The organism is Flavivirga aquimarina (genome assembly GCF_030540835.1).
GTDB classification, from domain to species: Bacteria; Bacteroidota; Bacteroidia; order Flavobacteriales; family Flavobacteriaceae; genus Flavivirga; species Flavivirga aquimarina.
On the sequence record NZ_JAUOEK010000063.1, the window covers coordinates 58,549 to 77,918 of the forward strand.

The following is a 19,370-nucleotide window of genomic DNA, read 5'->3' on the forward strand; positions in this document are numbered from 1 at the left end:
ATTCTGATTTACGAATTCCAACTTTGTAATTGTATATTTGCATTTTTAATATTGAAACTAAATAAATATGACACTTATAAAATCAATTTCAGGAATTAGAGGAACCATTGGAGGGCAAGTTGGCGAAAACCTAACACCCATTGATGCTGTAAAGTTTGCTGCTGCTTATGGTACTTGGTTAAAACAGCACAGAGAAAAAGAAAATTACCGCGTAGTTGTTGGTAGAGATGCTCGTATTTCTGGAAAAATGATTCAAGATTTAGTAATGAATACATTGGTAGGTTTGGGAATTCATGTTATTGATTTAGGGTTATCTACAACACCTACGGTAGAAGTTGCCGTACCTATGGAACATGCAGATGGAGGTATTATATTAACGGCAAGTCACAATCCAAAACAGTGGAATGCCTTAAAGTTGTTAAATGAAAAAGGCGAGTTTTTAGATGCTGTTGAAGGGGCAAAAATTTTAGAATTAGCAGAAAGCAATACCATGAATTTTGCAGATGTTGATAGCCTAGGAAAAATAACGAAGAACAAAGCATATATAGACTTACATATCATAGAAGTTTTAGACTTACCATTAGTAACCGTAAAACCTATTGAAGCTGCACGTTTTAGGGTTGTGGTAGATGGCGTGAATTCTACAGGAGGTATTGCTATTCCACTACTTTTAGAACGTTTAGGGGTAGATGTTATAAAATTATACTGTGAACCTAATGGGCATTTCCCTCATAACCCGGAGCCTTTAAAAGAGCATTTAACAGATTTGTCTGATGCTGTAAAGAAACATAAAGCTGATTTTGGAATTGTAGTAGACCCAGATGTGGATCGTTTGGCGTTTATGGATGAAAACGGAGAGATGTTTGGAGAAGAGTACACCTTGGTAGCTTGTGCTGATTATGTATTGAGTAGAACCCCAGGAAATACTGTTAGTAATATGAGTTCTACAAGAGCCTTAAGAGATGTTACTGAGAAGTATGGCGGAACTTATGAAGCAAGTGCTGTTGGCGAGGTGAATGTTGTAAAGCTTATGAAAAAGAATAAGGTTGTTATTGGAGGTGAAGGTAATGGAGGTATTATTTATCCGGAGTCTCATTATGGTCGTGATGCCTTGGTGGGAGTTGCTTTATTTTTGAGTTTGCTAGCTGATAAAAATATAAGTGTTAGTGAACTTAGAAAAACATATCCTAATTACTTTATGAGTAAAAAGAAGATTGAATTAACGCCAGATTTAGATGTTGACGGTATTTTAAAAGCCATGGAAGAGCGTTATCAAAATGAGCAAATAACAACTATAGATGGTGTTAAAATAGACTTTCCTGAAAGTTGGGCTCACTTACGTAAAAGTAATACTGAACCTATTATTAGAATTTATACAGAAGCAAAATCGCAACAAGAAGCAGATACTTTAGCTGATAAGTTTATTGAGGAGATAGGCCATGTTGCCAATGCCTTAGTTTAACAATGTATCCGTATCATAACAAAATAAAGCAGCGTATAAATAATAACGAATTGGTTAGATATGAATATGTGGAGAAATACAAAAATATAGCACCTTGCTTATTATTATATTTTAATACGGAACCAAAAATAAGACCAATCCGAGAGCATCGCTTTGAAGTATATGAAGCTCTTTTTAAGAGTTTATTATAAAATAAGGAGTCGATTTATAATCAGTATCCATGATTATTATTTTAATAAACTGTTTTTAGTTATTTGTTATTTAGATATTTAACGGCAGGGCATGATATTAAGTTAAGGCTGAAATGTCAGTCTGAGACCCGTGTTAAAATTTAACTAGCGTAAGCAATGACGTAGTCGAAATGATAGTTTCATTGTCCTCCTGAGCGCAGTCGAAGGACTTGTTAGTTATTACCTTTAAAGCGTTTCGACTGCGCTCGAGGAGACATTACGTCATTATTCCGCTTGAGAATTTTTTTGGTCTCAGGTCTCAAAATAACAATTAATTACTCCCTAAAAACAGGCTTATCAAACAAATACCATTTAAAGCGTACACCAATTTCTGTAAATGTAAAACCTGCAGCAGTAGCAGACGCTATGTTACTGCGTGTACCAAATATATTCGCCAAACAACGTTTTGAAAATTTATAGCCTAGTTTTCCTTGTACGCGGTAAGTACTTTGACTTTTATCATTTTCAATAAATTGTAACCCGGTGGCAGCGGTTAATTCGTAAAACCATTCGTTTGGTTTGGTGATGGCTTCATTTTTAATCAGGTTTATAAAAATTTCACCAGCATTAAAAGTAGACGGGCTAAAATAAATAGTAGGTACTTGATTTTTAAACGTAATGTATTGGTAGTTTAAACCTGCTTTTAATGCTGGTTTGCTTAAAATGTTATAATATAACGATGTGAATAATAAATTTCTGGTGTTATCGTCGTTTTGAGATGTATAAAAATACTGTGTAAACCATCCCAAGTTAAAATTAGTACTAACATTATAATTGGCATACAAATGATTCATCACAATTTCTCTGTCTAATAAATCGGCATTAAAGCTTTGAATCTCTCGTTTGTAACCAATATCTAGAACTTGTAATTTAAAAGGTCTTATATTAAAAGAGATATCGGTTAATAATTGTGTGTAATTATCAGTTTCAACTTTTGCTGACGTAATACCTCCTGTTCCCTTAAATGTAATATTGGGTAATAACTGATAGCTTAGGCCTAAAGAAACATTGTTGGATGTCGCTTTGTTATCGGTTATCGAGTTACTTGTCGTTCTATAACCGTAATTTGCTAGCCATTTAAATTTGGTGGAGGTTGGAAATTCTAAATTGATCTGAAAAGAAAGGGCTTCATTATCACCATTATCGAACGTATAAGACCCTTTTGTTTCTATAAAAGGTGTAAAACTTGTATTTAAATCTTTTATAAAGTTAGTAGCATCTTTTTGTTTGTCGTAAAACTTTAACGTGTTTTCTGCCGATGCATAGGCACCTTTATAAACTCCTAAAGCTTTCAAAGCATTAGCTTTTCCTAAGTTACCATCAAACGATGTACTATCATTTTTTAAAATACGATTGTAATCCGCAATACTCTTATTAAAATCACTTTTATAAATATTTAGAGTGGCACGTAAGGCTAATATCCAATTTTCGTTGGGGTGTTTAGTAATTAATTCATCTATTAAAATTTGTGCGTTTTTATACTTTTTATTCCAGATTAAAGCCTGTATATAGCGTTCTTTAGTTTGGTTTATTAAAGTGGAGTCTTTAGTATTAGAAATCCTATTATAAGCTTGTTTACTTATTTTTAGAGCGTCTTTTTCTTTGCCTCCTAAATGCGATACTAAAGCGAGTCCGTTTAATGAAATTAATTGGTTTTTGGGTTCAGATCCAATTGTTTGGTATGTTTTTTTAGCTTTTTCAAGTTGATTTGAAATAAGATACACATTAGCAAGGTTCAATAGAGTTTCTTTATCATTTTCAAAAAGTGACAAGTTTTCTTTAAGAAGTGTTTCTGCTTTATCATAATTCTGTTGCTGTTGGTTTTGGTATGCATAGCCTAAATAGATATACTTTTTAGAAATTAAGGCATTAGGGTTTCCGGGTAATACTTCTAAAGCTTTATTTACATTAATTAATGCTTCATCATATATTTTAAGATTGGATAGGGTGTTGGCATACCCTAAGAGAGCAGCGAAACTTTGGTTGTTTTCTTTAATAAGCCCTTCGTAGTAGTGCTTTGCATCAGGATAATTTTTACCCCAAAGTAAAGATTCAGCATAATTTAACTTGATTTCAAAATCGTTAGGGAAAATAGTCAACAATTCTGTAAAAACAGACACGGCTTTTTCGGCATGTCCATTTAAACCAATAGCACGTCCGTAACATAATTTTGCTGTTTTGTTTTCTGGATAATCTTTTAAAATAGTTTCAAAAAAGGATTCTGCAGCTTTATAATTACCGGTTTCTAGTAAGCTAAAACCTTCTTGCATGTTTTGAGAAATACTTAATGTGCTAATAAACAATAGTATAATGGTAAAATGTAATTTATAATTCATGAGCGATTTTTAATACGCGCAAGTTAAGCAATAGATTTCAACCATTCGTCTACAGTAAACAGTAATTCACCGAATTTTCCTACTTTAATAAAAATTCTATTCCTATATTGGGAATTGTTAACCCCAATTAATATGAATTTAAACCAAAAATTATGGCACTTAAAATTACTGAAGAAAACGGAACATTTTTATTAGAAGGAGTTATTAACGCTACTACGGCAACTAACTTCAAGAATCATTTAGAATCTATTTTTAATGAGCATGAAACATTAACCATAGATATTGAAAATGTAACTAAAATCGATGTCAAAGGTATGCAAACTATAAGAGCTCTTTATAGTAATGCTTTAACTCTTAATAAACCATTTTATATTATTGGTACTGGTTGCAAAGAAATCTATGATGATTTTGCGTTAATAAATGCAGCTTAGTTTTATATTAAGTATCCCCAAATCTATAATATTATGAATTTTGAAATAATAAACAATAAGGGTGTTTTCGAAATACACGGTGATTTCACGCACGCACATAGTAACCAAGTTGCTAATTACTTTAATAAGCTGTTAGATAGGTATTATGAGATTGTAATTTGTCTTAAACAAGTTACATGTATGGATGAGACAGCAATGAATGTCATGCATTTTATTTCAGCTAAAGCAAAAAGAAGAAGTAAGGTGTTATTTGTTTTAGGTGAGGATAATAAAAGTATTAACAGACAATTAAATAGCTCTAACTTGAATACCATTTTTAATAATGACTATAATAACAAATAAATTAAAGAAAAGCCCCTTTTGAAAGCCTATTTGTAGTAGTGTTTTGGTTACCCGATCGAGAATTATTTATAATGAATTAATTCTCGATCGTTTTTTTGTGCATATACATCATTCAAACTAACATAAATTTTTCTTACCCATAGCTCATCTTAATTACTTTCGGTTTCACCTTTTATTTAAAAATATCACCTTCACCAATTGTTACTATTTTTTTCAATCAAAAAGCTTATACTGCTTTATTCTTTTAGTAAAAGATTCTTTTCAGGCTTAATCTAAAACAAATAACCATTCGTCTACAGTAAATGTTGACCTACCTATAATCAGCTCTTTTTCAGTTTTAAAATTCTCAAATTTATACTATATAAAAAAGAAACAATTTACGATATAAGATGTATCACTATTGATTTCACGACTTTATAGAAAGATTAAAAAGATTTTAAAACCCCATTAAAAATATACTTATGAAACTAGCAATTGTAACAGCGTATCCGCCAAGTAAGGTCACATTAAATGAATATGCGTACCACTTAGTGAAACATTTCAGACAAAGAGAAGGTGTTAAAGAAATCGTATTATTAACAGATAGGATTAAAGGTGAAAAAGATATTGAATTTACTGAAACCGGGTGTAAAATAACCGTAAGAGAATGCTGGGCTTTTAACAGCTATAAAAATATTTTTAGTGTGACTAAAGCTATTAATGAAACGAAACCAGATTCTGTATTATTTAATTTAGATTTTACAAAGTTTGGAGATAAAAAAGTTGCTACAGCTTTAAGTTTAATGCTGCCATTGGTATGTAAGCTAAAAAAGATACCAAATATTGTATTGTTACATAATATTTTAGAAACAGTAGATTTAGAAAGTGTGGGATTTAAGAGCAATTATAAATGGATACAAAGAATTTATGGGTTTATTGGAAGAACTTTTACCCGATTAATTCTTAAAGCTGATGTGGTTGTAGTAACCATGAAAAAATATGTAGCCATTTTAGAAGAGAAGTATCAAGCCAAAAATGTAAAAATGATTCCGCATGGTACGTTTGAAATTCTGGAAGAACCAGCCTATAAGGTGCCATTAAAACCATTTAAGGTATTGGCTTTTGGAAAGTTTGGAACATATAAAAAAGTAGAATCATTAATAGAAGCTATTGAAAAGATAAGAAAGTTTTCAAATTTAAATTTAGAAATTGTAATAGCAGGTACAGATAGTCCCAATGCTCTCGGATATTTGGAGTCTGTAAAAGAAAAATATAACCATGTAAATGGGCTAACTTTTACTGGCTATGTTAAAGAACAGGATGTTCCAAGGTTATTTAAAGAGAGTGCTTTGGTAGTATTTCCTTATATGTCTACAGCTGGAAGTTCTGGAGTATTACACCAGGCGGGAAGCTACGGTAAAGCTGTTGTTATGCCTAATTTAGGAGATTTAACCCTTTTAGCAAAAGAACAAGGATACAGAGGTGAATTTTTCGACCTAGATTGTGTATATAGTTTAGCTTTAGCATTGCAAAAAATTCTTGAAAATAATGCGTATCGGGTTGAATTAGAGCGCGCCAATTACAAAGCAGCAACTGCTTATTCAATGTCTAGAATTACCAATATGTATTTAAATACATTTCAATCCATAATTTTAAAAAAGGAAAAAGAAAAATTACAGCAGGAACAGGTTATTGCTTAAAAATATAAGAACGTACCCTTTTTTGCCCCAATTATATAAAAGGTGTATTCTAACTGCAGAGTAGGATACATATTAATTCTAATGGGTTTAGTCTCTCCATTTTGGTACGTATATCCAAAATGTTAGACCCGTTTATATCAAAGAAGTCGTAAAAACGACTTCTTTGGCTATTATATAGAGTTGTAAATGCGATTATAATTTTTTACTGTATTATCTATAATGTATTGCTATTTGCCCAAGTTGCCCAACAATTTTTATAGAATCTTTCATTGATAATTTAGACCCGTCGGCATGAATCCACCTTTTAAGAGGTTGTTCACAGATATACGAAATGGCTTTTTTCTTTCCGTAATATTTTCGCATTCTTATAAAAATTTCAACATCAAAAATCCAACGTGTAATAAATTTATCTTTAAACATAAGCTTGGCTATGTCTTTGTCCATAATTTTTGCGCCACATTGTGTATCATTAAATGGCATGCCTAAAATAGTCCTTATAATAAGGTTTATTGTTTTACTAATTATTTTACGGGCAGATTCTTTAGTAATATTTGCACCCATTCTACTCATTCTGGAACCACTTACAATTTTAAAATCGGAAGTTTCTATTGTTTTAACCAAATCATCAAAGTCCCTAAAGTCGGTAGATAAATCTGCATCTAAGTAACCGATGTAGTCTAATTGATCATCTTCAGCAAGGTGTAAAATGCCTTGTCTTACAGCTTCTGCTTTTCCTCCATTTTTTTCGCAGTTAAATACACTAATATTAGTTTCTCTGCTTTTGCTCAAGTCATTTAAAACTTCTAAGGTTTTATCAGTACTTCCGTCGTTTACAAAACATAAATGATACCCTAGATTACTGTTAACAAAATCAATAAACTCTTTACTTAATAACCTTTTTTCCTCATTATAACACGGTATAACAACCCCAACACATCGCTTTTGAAGCATTTGATCTTTTGAGTCTTTATTATCGGATTTGATAGTTTTTATTCCGAACATTCTAGAAATTCTTACAGTAACTTCATTAAGGGATACTGGTTTTTTCATATAGTCATCTATACCTAAACCAAACCCATCAATAATGGTGTCTTCATCTGTATTTCCCGATAAAACCAAAATTTTAGCTTTCGATTTTTTTTCTAGTCTAATAGCTTTTACGACCTCTAATCCAGACATACCATCCATATTTATATCTACAATGACAGCGTCTGGGTTAAATGTATCGAAAAGCTCTAAGCCTTCTTTTCCATTGCTAGCGTATTTTACATCATAGCCTAAGTCGGTTAAGTGTTTTTCCAGTGATAACAGTATTAATTCTTGGTCATCAATTGCTAAAATTTTTATCATGATTTGAGTGTTTTTTGAGTTGGTTTTTTCTTCCTTTTAACTTGTTAATTCTTACAAAAATGATTGTTTTTATGTGTTTAAATTTACTTTTTATGTAGTAAATATATTATTTTTTTTGAAAGAAATGTAATATTTTTTATAAAAAAATCAGATAAAATGATATATTTGTTCGACAACATGTTATTTTTTTAAGAAAAAACAACTGTTAAAAGATGCTTTTTTTAACTATTATTCCTGTCTATATATTATTGGATTGATAGTGTGAAAAATTTAATTTTTAATGAAGAAGGTTGATTTAAGACAATAAAAAATAAGTCATAGATATTAAATTATTAGCCCATGCAGATAAAATCGTTTAGTCTACCAAAAAAAATTACTCCAGAACAACTATTTATGTTAAGCGTACTTATAGTTAATGGCGGAAATTATTTATATAATTTAATACTTGGTCGCCTTTTAGGACCAACACAATTTGCTGATGCAGCTGTACTGGTTACATTTTTACTTGTACTATCATTTATGGCAATGACGTTTCAATTAGCAACAGCAAAGTTTTCTGTGCTTTTTGATTCAGGTTTGTTTAAAAGTTTTATTATAAGAGTTTATAAAAATGCTGTTTTCGCAGGGATACTTTTAGGCCTTGTTATTGTAATATTTGCTCCACAGCTACAGAAGTTATTTAATACATCAACTTCATTAATGTTTGTAATTTTTGGTTGTGGTGTACCCTTTTACTTTTTAATGAGTGTTAACAGAGGTATATTTCAAGGAAAAAATGAGTTAAAATCACTTTCTGTAACCTATCAGGCAGAAATGCTTAGTAGGCTAATAATAACTTTAAGTTTAATTTTTGCATTATCCAGTGTGGCAAATTCTGCACTGATAGCTTTGGGTATTTCGATATCCTTTCTATTTGGTTTAATACCATTTAGTTATAAAGATATTTCATTTAAAGAAGAAACAATTATAGATAAAACAGATCTAAAATCTATAAGAAGCTTTTTTTTGTTAACCGCATTTTATGAACTCACCCAAATTATTATTAATAATAGTGACATACTATTAGTTAAACATTATTTTGAACCGTATGAAGCAGGGTTATATGCATCTTTGGCACTCATAGGGCGTATCGTTTATTTTATTGCCTGGATGTTTGTGATGCTTTTATTACCCAAAGTGGTACAATTAAAAAAAGAAAATAAAAGTGCATCAAAAGTTTTATTTAGGTACGTGCTATATATAGGTATTATTTCTTTTATAATAGTACTAGGTTGTTTTCTATTTCCTGAAACAATTATTATCATTCTTTTTGGTGAAAGCTATATATCAATGGCCAGTTTACTTTGGAAGTACGGACTAGCAACTTCCATGTTTGCTATATCAAACATTTTTGCTTATTACTATTTGTCTTTAGACAAGTACATACCAGTGGTTATATCTGGTGTATTTGGTATGTTACAAATGATGTTGGTCGTGTTCTTTCATGACAGTTTAAAACAAGTCGTTTATATGCAAATAATAGCTATGGTTTTATTATTATTTATACAGCTTACGTTTTATAAATTGGATAATAAGAACAGGTAAAACCATAGATTTAAATAAATACAATATTAATTATTAACCTCGAATATTATGAAATTAGCTATCGTAACAGCATATCCACCAAGTAAAGTGACTTTAAATGAGTATGCTTATCATCTAGTAAAATATTTTAGACAAAAAAAAGACTTAACAGAATTAATATTATTGACAGATCATACTGAAGGTAGTAAGGATATTGAATTTGCCGAGTCTGGTTGTAAAATAACTGTAAAAGAGTGCTGGTCTTTTAATAGTTATATTAATATTATAAGTGTGAATAAAGCGATTAATAAAACACGACCAGATGCCATACTATTTAATCTACAGTTTATGAAGTTTGGTGACAAAAAGATTGCTGCAGCCTTGGGTTTAATGTTACCTTGGGTTTGTAAGCTAAAAAAGATTCCGACAATAGCGCTATTGCATAATATAATGGAAGAAGTCGACCTAGAAAGTGCTGGTTTTACATCGAATAAAATCATGCAAAAGATATACGGATTTATAGGGTCGACTTTAACCAAATTAATTCTTAAAGCCGATGTTGTTGCCGTGACTATGCAAAAATATGTAGATATTTTAAAGACAAAATATAAAATAGAAAATGTTAAATTAATACCACACGGAACGTTTGAGATTCCCGAAGAACCAGATTCTAAAATAGCAACAGATCCTACGCAAATTATGACCTTTGGAAAGTTTGGTACTTATAAAAAAGTAGAGGGAATGATTGAAGCAGTCGAACAAGTACGACAATCTACAGGGTTAGATTTAGAGGTTGTAATTGCAGGAACCGATAACCCAAATGTACCAGGCTATTTAGAAAAAGTTAAAGCCGATTATAAACATATAAAACAAGTACGTTTTACAGGCTATGTAGAAGAAAGTGCCGTGCCAGTACTATTTAATGAAAGTGCCGTTGTTGTATTTCCATATACATCTACAACAGGTAGTTCTGGTGTATTGCATCAAGCAGGTAGTTATGGTAAAGCAGTTGTTATGCCCGATTTAGGAGATTTAGCTTTACTTGTTAAAGATGAAGGCTATCAAGGCGAGTTTTTTGAACCTACCTCTGTTGATAGTTTGGCAAAAGCTATCGAAAAGATTGTCACAGACGACGATTACAGAAAAGCATTAGGATATGCCAATTATAGGGCAGCAACCGCATACCCCATGTCTAAAATCACAGAAATTTATTTAGATACGTTTAAAGAGATAAACAACAGGCATACTAAAAAAGTAATGCTGTATAAAAGTTGATATGGATTTTTAGAAGCTGATTAAAACAATTAAAATTACAAACTCTTGTTACCGAAAGTAGTTTGGAGCTATTAAAAACGATCTGGGTCTTTAAGTATTATTGTATATTTGGGTGTATATAAAATGAATGTATACATCTGTGTCTGTGTTGTAGCACATTAGATGAAGAAACTGCAAAAAATAAAATTAATCGATAAGATTGGGAGAGAACTTCAAGAAAGAATGAAGTTCAATGAAATTGATGGCTATTTTGAAAGTTACGGAATACCAACTGACCACCAACCAAGTTACAACAGTAAATATGTTTATGTTAAAGAAGTTTTGCCGAAAGTAAAAGATGAAATTGTATTAGAAATTGCGTCAGAATTAGGAATTGAACACGAAGCTATTTCTTCAATTCCTGTTATAGTAAAAGAAAGTGAAGCGACATTTTGGAAACCTGGACATTTTAAACTTTTTGTTAGTCATTTAGCGAGTTTTAAAACAACAATTGGAATTTTAAAAACAGAGCTTGAAAAATATGGGGTTTCGTCATTTGTAGCACACGAAGACATTGAACCGACAAAACAATGGCAAGACGAAATCGAAAAGGACTATTTTCAATGGATGCCTTTTGTGCAGTATTAATGGAAGGGTTTAAAGAAAGTAATTGGACTGACCAAGAAGTCGGAGTTGCTGTAGGTAGAAATGTATTAATTATACCTATTCGCAGAGGACTTGACCCTTATGGATTTATTGGAAAATATCAAGGATTTCAAGCAATTGGAAAAAATGTAGGTCAAGTAGCAGAAGGAATATTTGAAATTATCTCTAGAAACGAAAAGACAAAATCAAAATACTTGAATACTCTTGTAGAATTAATTTTACTTTCAAATACTGTTAATCAAGGAATTGAAAGACTAAAGGCATTGAAAAAAGTTAAAGATTTGCCGAAAGAAAAAGTTGAATATTTACAAGACAAAATAACAGATAACGAAAACCTTAAGGAAACTAGATTTCTAAATCCTTTTAATGAAATAGCGTGGAAATATAAGTTAGATGGATTAAGTATTAAATCATTTGAAAAAGTAAAAGAAGAGTATTATGACGATTTACCATTTTAAAAAAACGTGTTACAACATCGTGCAATTAATTGATTGGTTATGAGTTGTTTGTGGGGATCTGCGAAGATTTTTAATTCGGTTTTTATTTGCTAAATTTGGCGCTTAAAATACGCAACAAACCATATACAAATTGTTGTGCATAATATTATGCCATCAGAATATCAAGAGGATAAAAAGAAAAATGGATAGTTTATTTTGAGAAGAAACATTATCAACATATATAAATTCATTAAAGAATATTATTATATCATCCTATCACCTTTTGTTATAATTGGTTTTTTTCTAGCTTATTTTAATAATCAAATTGAAAAGGAAGATATAAAAGAAAATCTGAATATAACTTATGGGAAAATATATGGTTCATCAAGTATTTATAAAAAATATAGTAAGCGAAACTTTAGATATGAATTTACATTTAGAGGAAAATTATATACTGGAACTTCAACTGGATATATAACGGATGGAGTAAAAGAAGGAGGGATTTATAAAGTTGAATTCTCTAAAGAAGACCCTAAACATAACCGAATGATTTTTGATGTTGAATACGAACAAAAACTAATCTTTGACCAAAATGGACAAATAACAGACACAACTTATGTTCATAAAGGACAAAAAATTCAAAACAAAATAAAAGAAATAATTGAAGAGTACGAATTCAAAACTAATAATATAAAAAACTAAGCACAACAAAGAACAGTGTTAAAAAGCAAGTTTTTTTAAGCTAATCCTGAAACATAGTTCTCATCATAAGGCTAGTTCGCTTGTTTCGTCTAGTATTACAGTTCTGTACATCAGTTTCTTATCGAAATAATCACTCAAGTGACTGAATGAAACTCTTTTCGTATATTTGTTTTATTAAAAAAAGATTATGGATATTCAATCAACAAAAATAGAATTAATAAAGACTATTCTAGCTATAGAAAACAATGATTTTATTCAAAAAGTTGCTGAATTCGTTAAGAAAGAAAAAGTTGATTTTTGGACAGAATTAAGTATTTCTGAGCAAAATGAAATCAGAGAAGGAATTAATGAACTTGATAAAGGAAAAAGAGTCTCTTATGATTCGTTTTTGAAGAAAATTTCTTAATGAAAGTGTTTTTATCAGAACTAACTGAAAACAAACTTCTAAAATTGTCAGACTATATTTTAGAAAATTGGAATTTAAAAGCACGTGATAAGTTTATTGAAAAACTGACAGAAAAAATCAAACAGATTTCAAAACAACCTGAAAGCTGTCCTCAATCTTCTGAATTTAAAGGTCTTTATAAATGTGTCGTAACAAAACAAACTACTTTTTACTATCGAATATCAACAGAATTAAACGAAATTGAAATAATTACAATTTTTGACACAAGACAAAATCCTAATAGGTTGAAAAAAGACATTTAGCCTAAAAAAATGTACGAAAGCACAAGCCATTAAAATAATTTTAACTGATTCCTCAGTTTACGAATAATATCAAGGATTATAAATATATCTATAAGATTCTTTTTTAACGCCTTGAGCATTTATAAAACCATAGTATTTTTGTGGAGTTTTGCGCCAGGGAAGCATACCAGTAACTTCATTTGGTATTTCAGTAAAATCATAAAGCGTCCAAGACATATAGTGCATGTTATTTTTACTAAAAATGTCTTGAGCCTGTTTGTAGTAATCTGCCTGATCTTGTTCTGTTTTGCCAAAAGGATTCCATAAACCTTTATAAGAAGACAAGCCAAATTCTGTAATAGCTATTGGCTTATTAGGGATACCTTGTTTTAAATCTAAATACTTTTTTTCTAAATTGTTTAAATCTTCATAATAATGAAACGTAATAATATCAACTTTGTCTTTTAATAGGGGAGCACTCTCTATGTTAGACCAGCCAATGGTTACAGGATGATTGGGGTCAATGGATTTCACGAGGTCGATTGTGTTACTTAACCAAGCAAGAACAAGATCTTTTCCGCGGGATTTAAAATCTAGATTAGGCTCGTTTTTAATATCCCAGGCTAACAATGCATTATGGTCTTTTAGTTTAGACACGATAGTTTCTGCGTGACGTTGGTTTAAGGTCCAGTTTAAAATCGAATAATCCCCATAAAAATCAAAAAGAGTTAAGACCACTTTTAAGTTTTCTGTTTCAGCAGCGTCCATTACTTGGGTTAGTTTATCCAGTTTGCCTTTATCTACATTAGCTTTGCCAAAACTTTCATAAGGAACAAAAATTCTAATACTGCTAAGTCCTGTTTCTTTAATAAGTTTAAAGTCTTTGGTAATGGTATCTATATTAAATTTTTTTCCGAAAACTTCCCAGGGAGAAGCTTGGGGGTAATAATTAATACCTTTAATATCTATATGCTCCTTAGAAATATATTTATAATCGGGTTTAAAATCATCATTAGACGTTTTTACGATGTGACGAATGCGCCAAAAACCATCTTCTAATAGCATAATTATTTTGTAAGTAGACAGGTCTTTTGTTTCAAGAAGCAGCGTTTTGTCTTTATAAACACGTTTGTATTCCATGACATCCTTATCGGTAATCACCACCATATGCCCATCTTCGCTAAAAAACTCTAATTTAGGGTGATGTTGTAACGTTGTACTTCTTATAGTAGTACCCGTTTCAATATTCTTATTGATAATATTATAAAGATTTTTACGTGCATTTTTCGTGTAATAATCCTCAATTCCGGTTATAGTATTGGTTTGGTAGGCACAATGTTTAACATACCAGGCATCTAAATAATCATTTTCAATATTTGCAAGTGTTTGTTTATCCATAGGTCGGCCTTCATTTTCATTAGCATTCCATAAGATTTTAGGAAGAAACTGTTCCACTTTTTTTATTTCTGTATGCAGCATGGTACTTCTATCTGCTCCGGTATTTAGGTAACCAAACAAGGCACTAAGGCCGTATGTTACAAAACTTATAATTATAATATAAGATAGAAATAAAATACCTCGAATTATTTTTCTATTTATAGGGCTCATAGCTTAACATGTTTAAATGTTTTTTCAATTTTAGCGACTTCTATCATCATATTATAAGAATCACTGGGAATCTCATTAGGGTTTAGTTTGAAGGTCGTAAAACCTTCAAAAGACTCTTTTAAAATCATATCAATTTTAGTATCGTCTTTGTAAATATGTAGTTTTATTTGTAGACCATCAGGAATCATTTGACCCATAAAACTTTGTAAAGGACCTACGGTGATGGTTCTGTTATTATTAGAGAAAACCACATCGTAGCCTTTAATAATTTGTTCAAAATTAATAGTAATAATATCACTCTCTGCCATGCCTTCTATATAAGCTTTAATATTCCAGATATCCTCGTAATCCGGATGAACTGTTTTAGCCATTGCAATACCATTAATAGTAGGCGCCGAAGTTCTAAGAATGTTTTTATCGCTGTTGGTAATAAAGAAATCTACAAGCGTACCATCGCTAACAATATTGCCATTTTTATCGCGAATAATAGAGCTTAGAAGTGTTGTGATTTGATTACCATCAGCATAATTGTGATTTTGTTTAAAGGATATATTAAAATTAGTAGGAATGGCCGGTTGCACATCTATAACATATTCTTTAGAGTTTTTTCCTAAAGTTTCAGAACTTACAAGCATCCGCCCGGTTTTAGTTTCAGAATATAAGTTCTTATATGCAATTAAATTATGCATACGCACCATATTACGATATTCTGAACTCAAAAACTGATGTTTAACTTCTACCTCGGTACTGTCTTTTAGGGCATTTCCATAAATATCGGTAGGGATAACCACAAGCATAGTATAGTCCAATCCACCAGCCTCAATGCTTGGAGGCCCTATATAGGTTTCCATAGTGTTGGCGGCTTGTTTCGGATTAATATAAAACTTACCCGATAACGTATTATCATCGGCTAATAATTTCCAATTAACCAGTCCGCTTCTGTTAGCAATATTTTCTGGAATTTTATAGTTAAGTGTCTTGTTTTCAATACTTGGTTCAATTAAAATCGTACCATAACTATTAGAACAATATAATATAGGTTGCGAGTTATTACTTGTGGAAAATTGTAAATTAATACCAAGGCCAGCCTCAAACTGCGTTTTAGTAGTTAACAGTTTAATAGCTATTTCCTCATCAGATTGACCTATCAATAAAATAGATGATGAAAACATGAAAGCAATAACCAGTAAGTATGTTGTTTTACGCATTATTATTTTGGGTTTCCTATGTAGGTGTTAACTTCAATTTTTATATAACTATAATTAGGGTGTGATACGGGTTGTAAAACCGATTTGGTTTGATTAAAAATTCTGTTTGGAACTATTTTATCTGAAATAGCCTCATTAGGCAAACCGTTAACAAAACAATTGGTCATATCGTCACTTATAGATGTTAAACTATCGTTTTCAAGTAGCTTATATTCAAAGTATAGTTTTCTTTGCTGTCTAATACCTTCAGCAAGGTATTGATGGTCTACCCAGATTTTTTCTGCATCGGCATTATAATAGGAAACAATAAGCTGTGGTATGGTTACTTCTTGTAATCCGGAATTAAACAAAGTACCACTAACAACCCCCGAAGAGATTTTTAAATCACTTAAAGAGGTTCTTTTGTACAAATCTGTTTTTGCGATATTACCAGCAATTTGTAAGTTGAATTTTGTGGGTTGTTCTTCAAATTCTACCGGGGTAAACTCATCGGGATTAAAGGTTTTTGGAATAGAATCTTTGGTTTTAGACCATGCGATGCCTTCAAAATTAATTCTAAAAGCAGTGACTTCCTTAGGCACTATTTTATGTTTTACCTGATGCTTGGCATTATAGGTCGCTAACTCCTTATTATCATCATTGTAAAGCGTTCCTTTAAGTACAACATCGGCAGGAATATTGTCTATATTTTGAATATCTCCAATAATGGAATAACTATTTCCATGTTTCACCAACTTTGCCGAAAGTATTTCTAAAACAGGTTGTTTCAATACATCTTCGTGGTGAGTCTGTTCTGTGGTAATACGTCGGCGTCCCTGATTAAAATATTCTGTAACATTACCCGAATATAATTGGTCTGGAGGTAAATCTGTGGTTACATCATCGGGTAATAAATACCACTTTCCTTTTTTCTTTACAAGAGATTTATAAGCGTATGTACTCATTCTTTCCAAAGGCGTAATCCATTCCATTTCCACTTTCATATTGGCTAGACTATCTGTCTCCTTTATCATGGTAGTTTTAATGCCATCCATTTTGGCGTAAGAACTCAACAGACCATCGGTAACCGAAACCTGTAACATGTATTGAGCGATGCTTATATCGCTATCCGGATCAATTAAACTATGGGCTTGTTCGAATCTTTTAAAATCCAGCGCATCGTAATAGGCCAAAACGGCATTTTCGGGTGAATGATGCGATTCGTTTTTCATATAGAAAAGGTAAATTCCATAAAAAATGCAGATGGCTATAAAAAAAGACCAAACGTGTGTAAACGTTAAAAGCCATTTAGGGAATTTGGTATAATTATTTGTGAAATTCATGTATGCTGGCACAACCTTTTCCCTTGTTTTTAAAAGCCTAACCCATAACATTTGAATGTTAAGTATAAAGGCAAAAAGAACGGTTGTTAATGGCATCATGCCCCAAAGTATTTTTAACCAAAGGGGGACATCTTCTTTGGGTAAAATAGATGGAGCAGGGGGGACATTGAGTTTTTCCCAAACCATAATACCATTTTCTAATTGTTGTAAACGTTGCCAACCACAGAAATATAAAATGGGGTCGTAAAATTTATCGTTAGAAAAGATATACTTTAAATGATATTTTTCGGGGGTAGTTAAAAATTGTTGTAGCGATCCGATACCTTCCAGACCCCTGAATTTTGAGTTTTCTAAACGTTCTATAGGACGTGTGGTTAGCTCTGGAAGCCGTCTGGCAGAATGGTAGTTACCATCTACAGACATGGCTTTGGTTTGGGCCGACAGCCAGGCCATCTGGTCACCAAAACCTAAGGTCATGTACCGCCAGTGGTCGTGCTGGTCCTGATTGAGAAAGTTAACAATAGGAAGCATCTTAATCTTTTGCGGTTGTGAAGGCCTAAAATACCCCAGACTCATTGTAAAAATGGTCATAAATAAAAGTAAACCGGCTAGAACACCTCCAATAATTCTATGATATACAGACCCGAGCCAGTTTTGAATAAGGTCTTTTAAATCACCTTCTACAAAACGATATGCAAACTCGCCAAACATAGGCAAAGACATAATAGATGCCCAAAGAGTAAATCGGTCTAATGTTAAAATATTAAAAGCCGTTTCACCCAAAACCTTTAAGGGTATAGGAGTAGTACCTCCAGTTCCTAAAACAGTACATACGGTGATAGACAAACCAAAAAAACAATAACGTTTACTATAATACCTATAGAAAATATATGGTATAAGAATAAGCATAATACCCCAGGGAATTAAAAAAAATACCAATCCGGAAGAGGTAACCTCAAGAAAGTTATCTCTGGAACCGTGAGGGATTGGAACTTGCGTAATGGGGTTTTTCTTTGAGTTAATCCAATAGGGGAGAATACACCCTACAATGATGACTAATGAAGAGAACCCAAAAACAACAATACGTTTAAAGAGTTTGAAAAAAGTTCTTATAAAAACCTTAATAGTAACATCTTTAGTCGAGCCCACCTGTTCGGTTGCAGTGTCCATAATCACCGTACCAATTAAAGGAAATATAAAGAATACCATTCCAAAAATAGGAGTTACATGGTGTGACGTAACTGTTACCGATATTAACGATAAACATGTAAAGTAGTATCTGATTTTTCCGGTCTTTAACCATAAGTAAATTTCTGGAAGGGCATGCATTAGAACAGAAACTCCAACAATACTAGGTAGTTGTCCAAATAAATGTAATGTTTCAACAAATGATGAAGAAAGTACCGCTAAGATAGCGGCATAACCGGCAGCAGTTCTGTTTGAAGTCATTAATAATGAAAACCGATAAACCCCTGTAACGAATAATAGAATAGCAATAAAAGCAACGGTAAATAGCCCGAATTTTAAACCACCTACTAGAGATAAAGCTCCAATAGCCTGATGGACCAATGGCGGGTAACTCATAACCGTAAAACCTGTATACCATTGATAATTCCACGGCTCAAGCCAACTTGTAGCATAATGATTGGCAAAGAACAAATGGATTAATGCATCATAAGTGCTTTCTATAGTAAAGAATATAGAAGTTCCATGAAATGCTAATCCTATTAGAATAGCAGCAATTAAGTACTTGTTTGACTTTTCATGCATATAACGTAGGTTATTTTTTATGTTTTAAATATATAACAAAGTTTTGTATAGACGAATAGTATTTTTAAAAAGCAATAATTCATTCATCTATAGAAGCGCTCCTGTGACCGAGTTTCAACAAAAATTGCTGTTTATTAGAACTACTTTTATATAAGACTCTAAACAGTTTTTTTATAAAAACAGGAATTATTATACCGTGCTATAACGAAGAAAAGAAGTTGAATGTGAATGCTTTTATTAAATTTATACAATGAACTCGTTTAAACTTTTTCAATTTGCTAAAAAATTGCTGTTTTCAACTCTGTTTTTGCCTTTTTTTCCTT

Annotated in this window: 16 protein-coding genes; 11 read left to right on the forward strand and 5 right to left on the reverse strand. The window is 31.6% G+C overall.

Features of this window, described 5'->3' with window-relative positions:
* Nucleotides 1–67 precede the first annotated feature (67 nt).
* Entirely contained in the window at nt 68–1,462 is a 1,395-nt protein-coding gene (gene glmM / locus Q4Q35_RS04525; protein WP_303276751.1) for a phosphoglucosamine mutase, read from the forward strand.
* A 505-nt stretch (nt 1,463–1,967) separates the two neighbouring features.
* Here glmM and Q4Q35_RS04530 read toward each other — a convergent pair.
* Complete coding sequence (locus tag Q4Q35_RS04530; RefSeq protein ID WP_303276752.1) at nt 1,968–4,028, reverse strand: tetratricopeptide repeat protein; 2,061 nt, start codon at nt 4,026–4,028, stop codon at nt 1,968–1,970.
* A gap of 152 nt (nt 4,029–4,180) precedes the next feature.
* On the opposite strand from Q4Q35_RS04530, the gene Q4Q35_RS04535 reads away from it, so the two are divergent.
* From Q4Q35_RS04535 to Q4Q35_RS04545, 3 genes are all read left to right on the forward strand, one after another.
* Nucleotides 4,181–4,459: an STAS domain-containing protein gene (locus Q4Q35_RS04535; protein WP_303276753.1), complete on the forward strand. Its 279-nt coding sequence runs from the start codon at nt 4,181–4,183 to the stop codon at nt 4,457–4,459.
* Between the two features lie 33 nt (nt 4,460–4,492).
* Nucleotides 4,493–4,801: an STAS domain-containing protein gene (locus Q4Q35_RS04540; RefSeq protein WP_303276754.1), complete on the forward strand. Its 309-nt coding sequence runs from the start codon at nt 4,493–4,495 to the stop codon at nt 4,799–4,801.
* Nucleotides 4,802–5,262: 461 nt separating this feature from the next.
* Nucleotides 5,263–6,480, forward strand: coding sequence for a glycosyltransferase (locus Q4Q35_RS04545; protein WP_303276755.1), 1,218 nt, complete (start codon nt 5,263–5,265; stop codon nt 6,478–6,480).
* 210 nt (nt 6,481–6,690) lie between these two features.
* Here the strand turns inward: Q4Q35_RS04545 and Q4Q35_RS04550 are convergent, their stop codons facing one another.
* Complete coding sequence (locus Q4Q35_RS04550) at nt 6,691–7,827, reverse strand: response regulator (protein WP_303276806.1); 1,137 nt, start codon at nt 7,825–7,827, stop codon at nt 6,691–6,693.
* 342 nt (nt 7,828–8,169) lie between these two features.
* On the opposite strand from Q4Q35_RS04550, the gene Q4Q35_RS04555 reads away from it, so the two are divergent.
* The 7 genes from Q4Q35_RS04555 to Q4Q35_RS04585 all read left to right on the forward strand — a co-directional run bounded on the left by Q4Q35_RS04555 (nt 8,170) and on the right by Q4Q35_RS04585 (nt 13,160).
* Nucleotides 8,170–9,414 carry an oligosaccharide flippase family protein gene (locus Q4Q35_RS04555; protein ID WP_303276756.1) on the forward strand — a complete coding sequence of 415 codons (1,245 nt, stop codon included), beginning with the start codon at nt 8,170–8,172 and terminating at the stop codon, nt 9,412–9,414.
* 48 nt (nt 9,415–9,462) lie between these two features.
* Nucleotides 9,463–10,668, forward strand: a complete 1,206-nt coding sequence (locus Q4Q35_RS04560) for a glycosyltransferase (RefSeq protein WP_303276757.1) — start codon at nt 9,463–9,465, stop codon at nt 10,666–10,668.
* A 162-nt stretch (nt 10,669–10,830) separates the two neighbouring features.
* Nucleotides 10,831–11,295, forward strand: a complete 465-nt coding sequence (locus Q4Q35_RS04565; protein WP_303276758.1) for a hypothetical protein — start codon at nt 10,831–10,833, stop codon at nt 11,293–11,295.
* Nucleotides 11,238–11,771, forward strand: a complete 534-nt coding sequence (locus tag Q4Q35_RS04570) for a hypothetical protein (RefSeq protein ID WP_303276759.1) — start codon at nt 11,238–11,240, stop codon at nt 11,769–11,771. The genes Q4Q35_RS04565 and Q4Q35_RS04570 overlap by 58 nt, the downstream gene beginning before the upstream one ends.
* Before the next feature lie 195 nt (nt 11,772–11,966).
* Entirely contained in the window at nt 11,967–12,452 is a 486-nt protein-coding gene (locus tag Q4Q35_RS04575; RefSeq protein ID WP_303276760.1) for a hypothetical protein, read from the forward strand.
* Nucleotides 12,453–12,639: 187 nt separating this feature from the next.
* On the forward strand, nt 12,640–12,858 hold the full coding sequence (locus tag Q4Q35_RS04580) for a hypothetical protein (protein ID WP_303276761.1): 219 nt from the start codon (nt 12,640–12,642) through the stop codon (nt 12,856–12,858).
* The gene (locus Q4Q35_RS04585; RefSeq protein WP_303276762.1) at nt 12,858–13,160 is read left to right on the forward strand and encodes a type II toxin-antitoxin system RelE/ParE family toxin; all 303 of its coding nucleotides are present in this window, start codon (nt 12,858–12,860) and stop codon (nt 13,158–13,160) included. The genes Q4Q35_RS04580 and Q4Q35_RS04585 overlap by 1 nt, the downstream gene beginning before the upstream one ends.
* 69 nt (nt 13,161–13,229) lie before the next feature.
* On the opposite strand, the gene Q4Q35_RS04590 is transcribed toward Q4Q35_RS04585, so the two are convergent.
* From Q4Q35_RS04590 to Q4Q35_RS04600, 3 genes are read right to left on the reverse strand one after another with little or no spacing between them, the layout of a single operon-like run.
* Entirely contained in the window at nt 13,230–14,747 is a 1,518-nt protein-coding gene (locus Q4Q35_RS04590; protein WP_303276763.1) for a glycoside hydrolase family 2 TIM barrel-domain containing protein, read from the reverse strand.
* Entirely contained in the window at nt 14,744–15,955 is a 1,212-nt protein-coding gene (locus Q4Q35_RS04595; RefSeq protein ID WP_303276764.1) for a hypothetical protein, read from the reverse strand. The genes Q4Q35_RS04590 and Q4Q35_RS04595 overlap by 4 nt, the downstream gene beginning before the upstream one ends.
* Before the next feature lie 2 nt (nt 15,956–15,957).
* Complete coding sequence (locus tag Q4Q35_RS04600) at nt 15,958–19,047, reverse strand: putative glycosyltransferase family protein (protein ID WP_303276765.1); 3,090 nt, start codon at nt 19,045–19,047, stop codon at nt 15,958–15,960.
* Between the last annotated feature and the right edge of the window lie 323 nt (nt 19,048–19,370).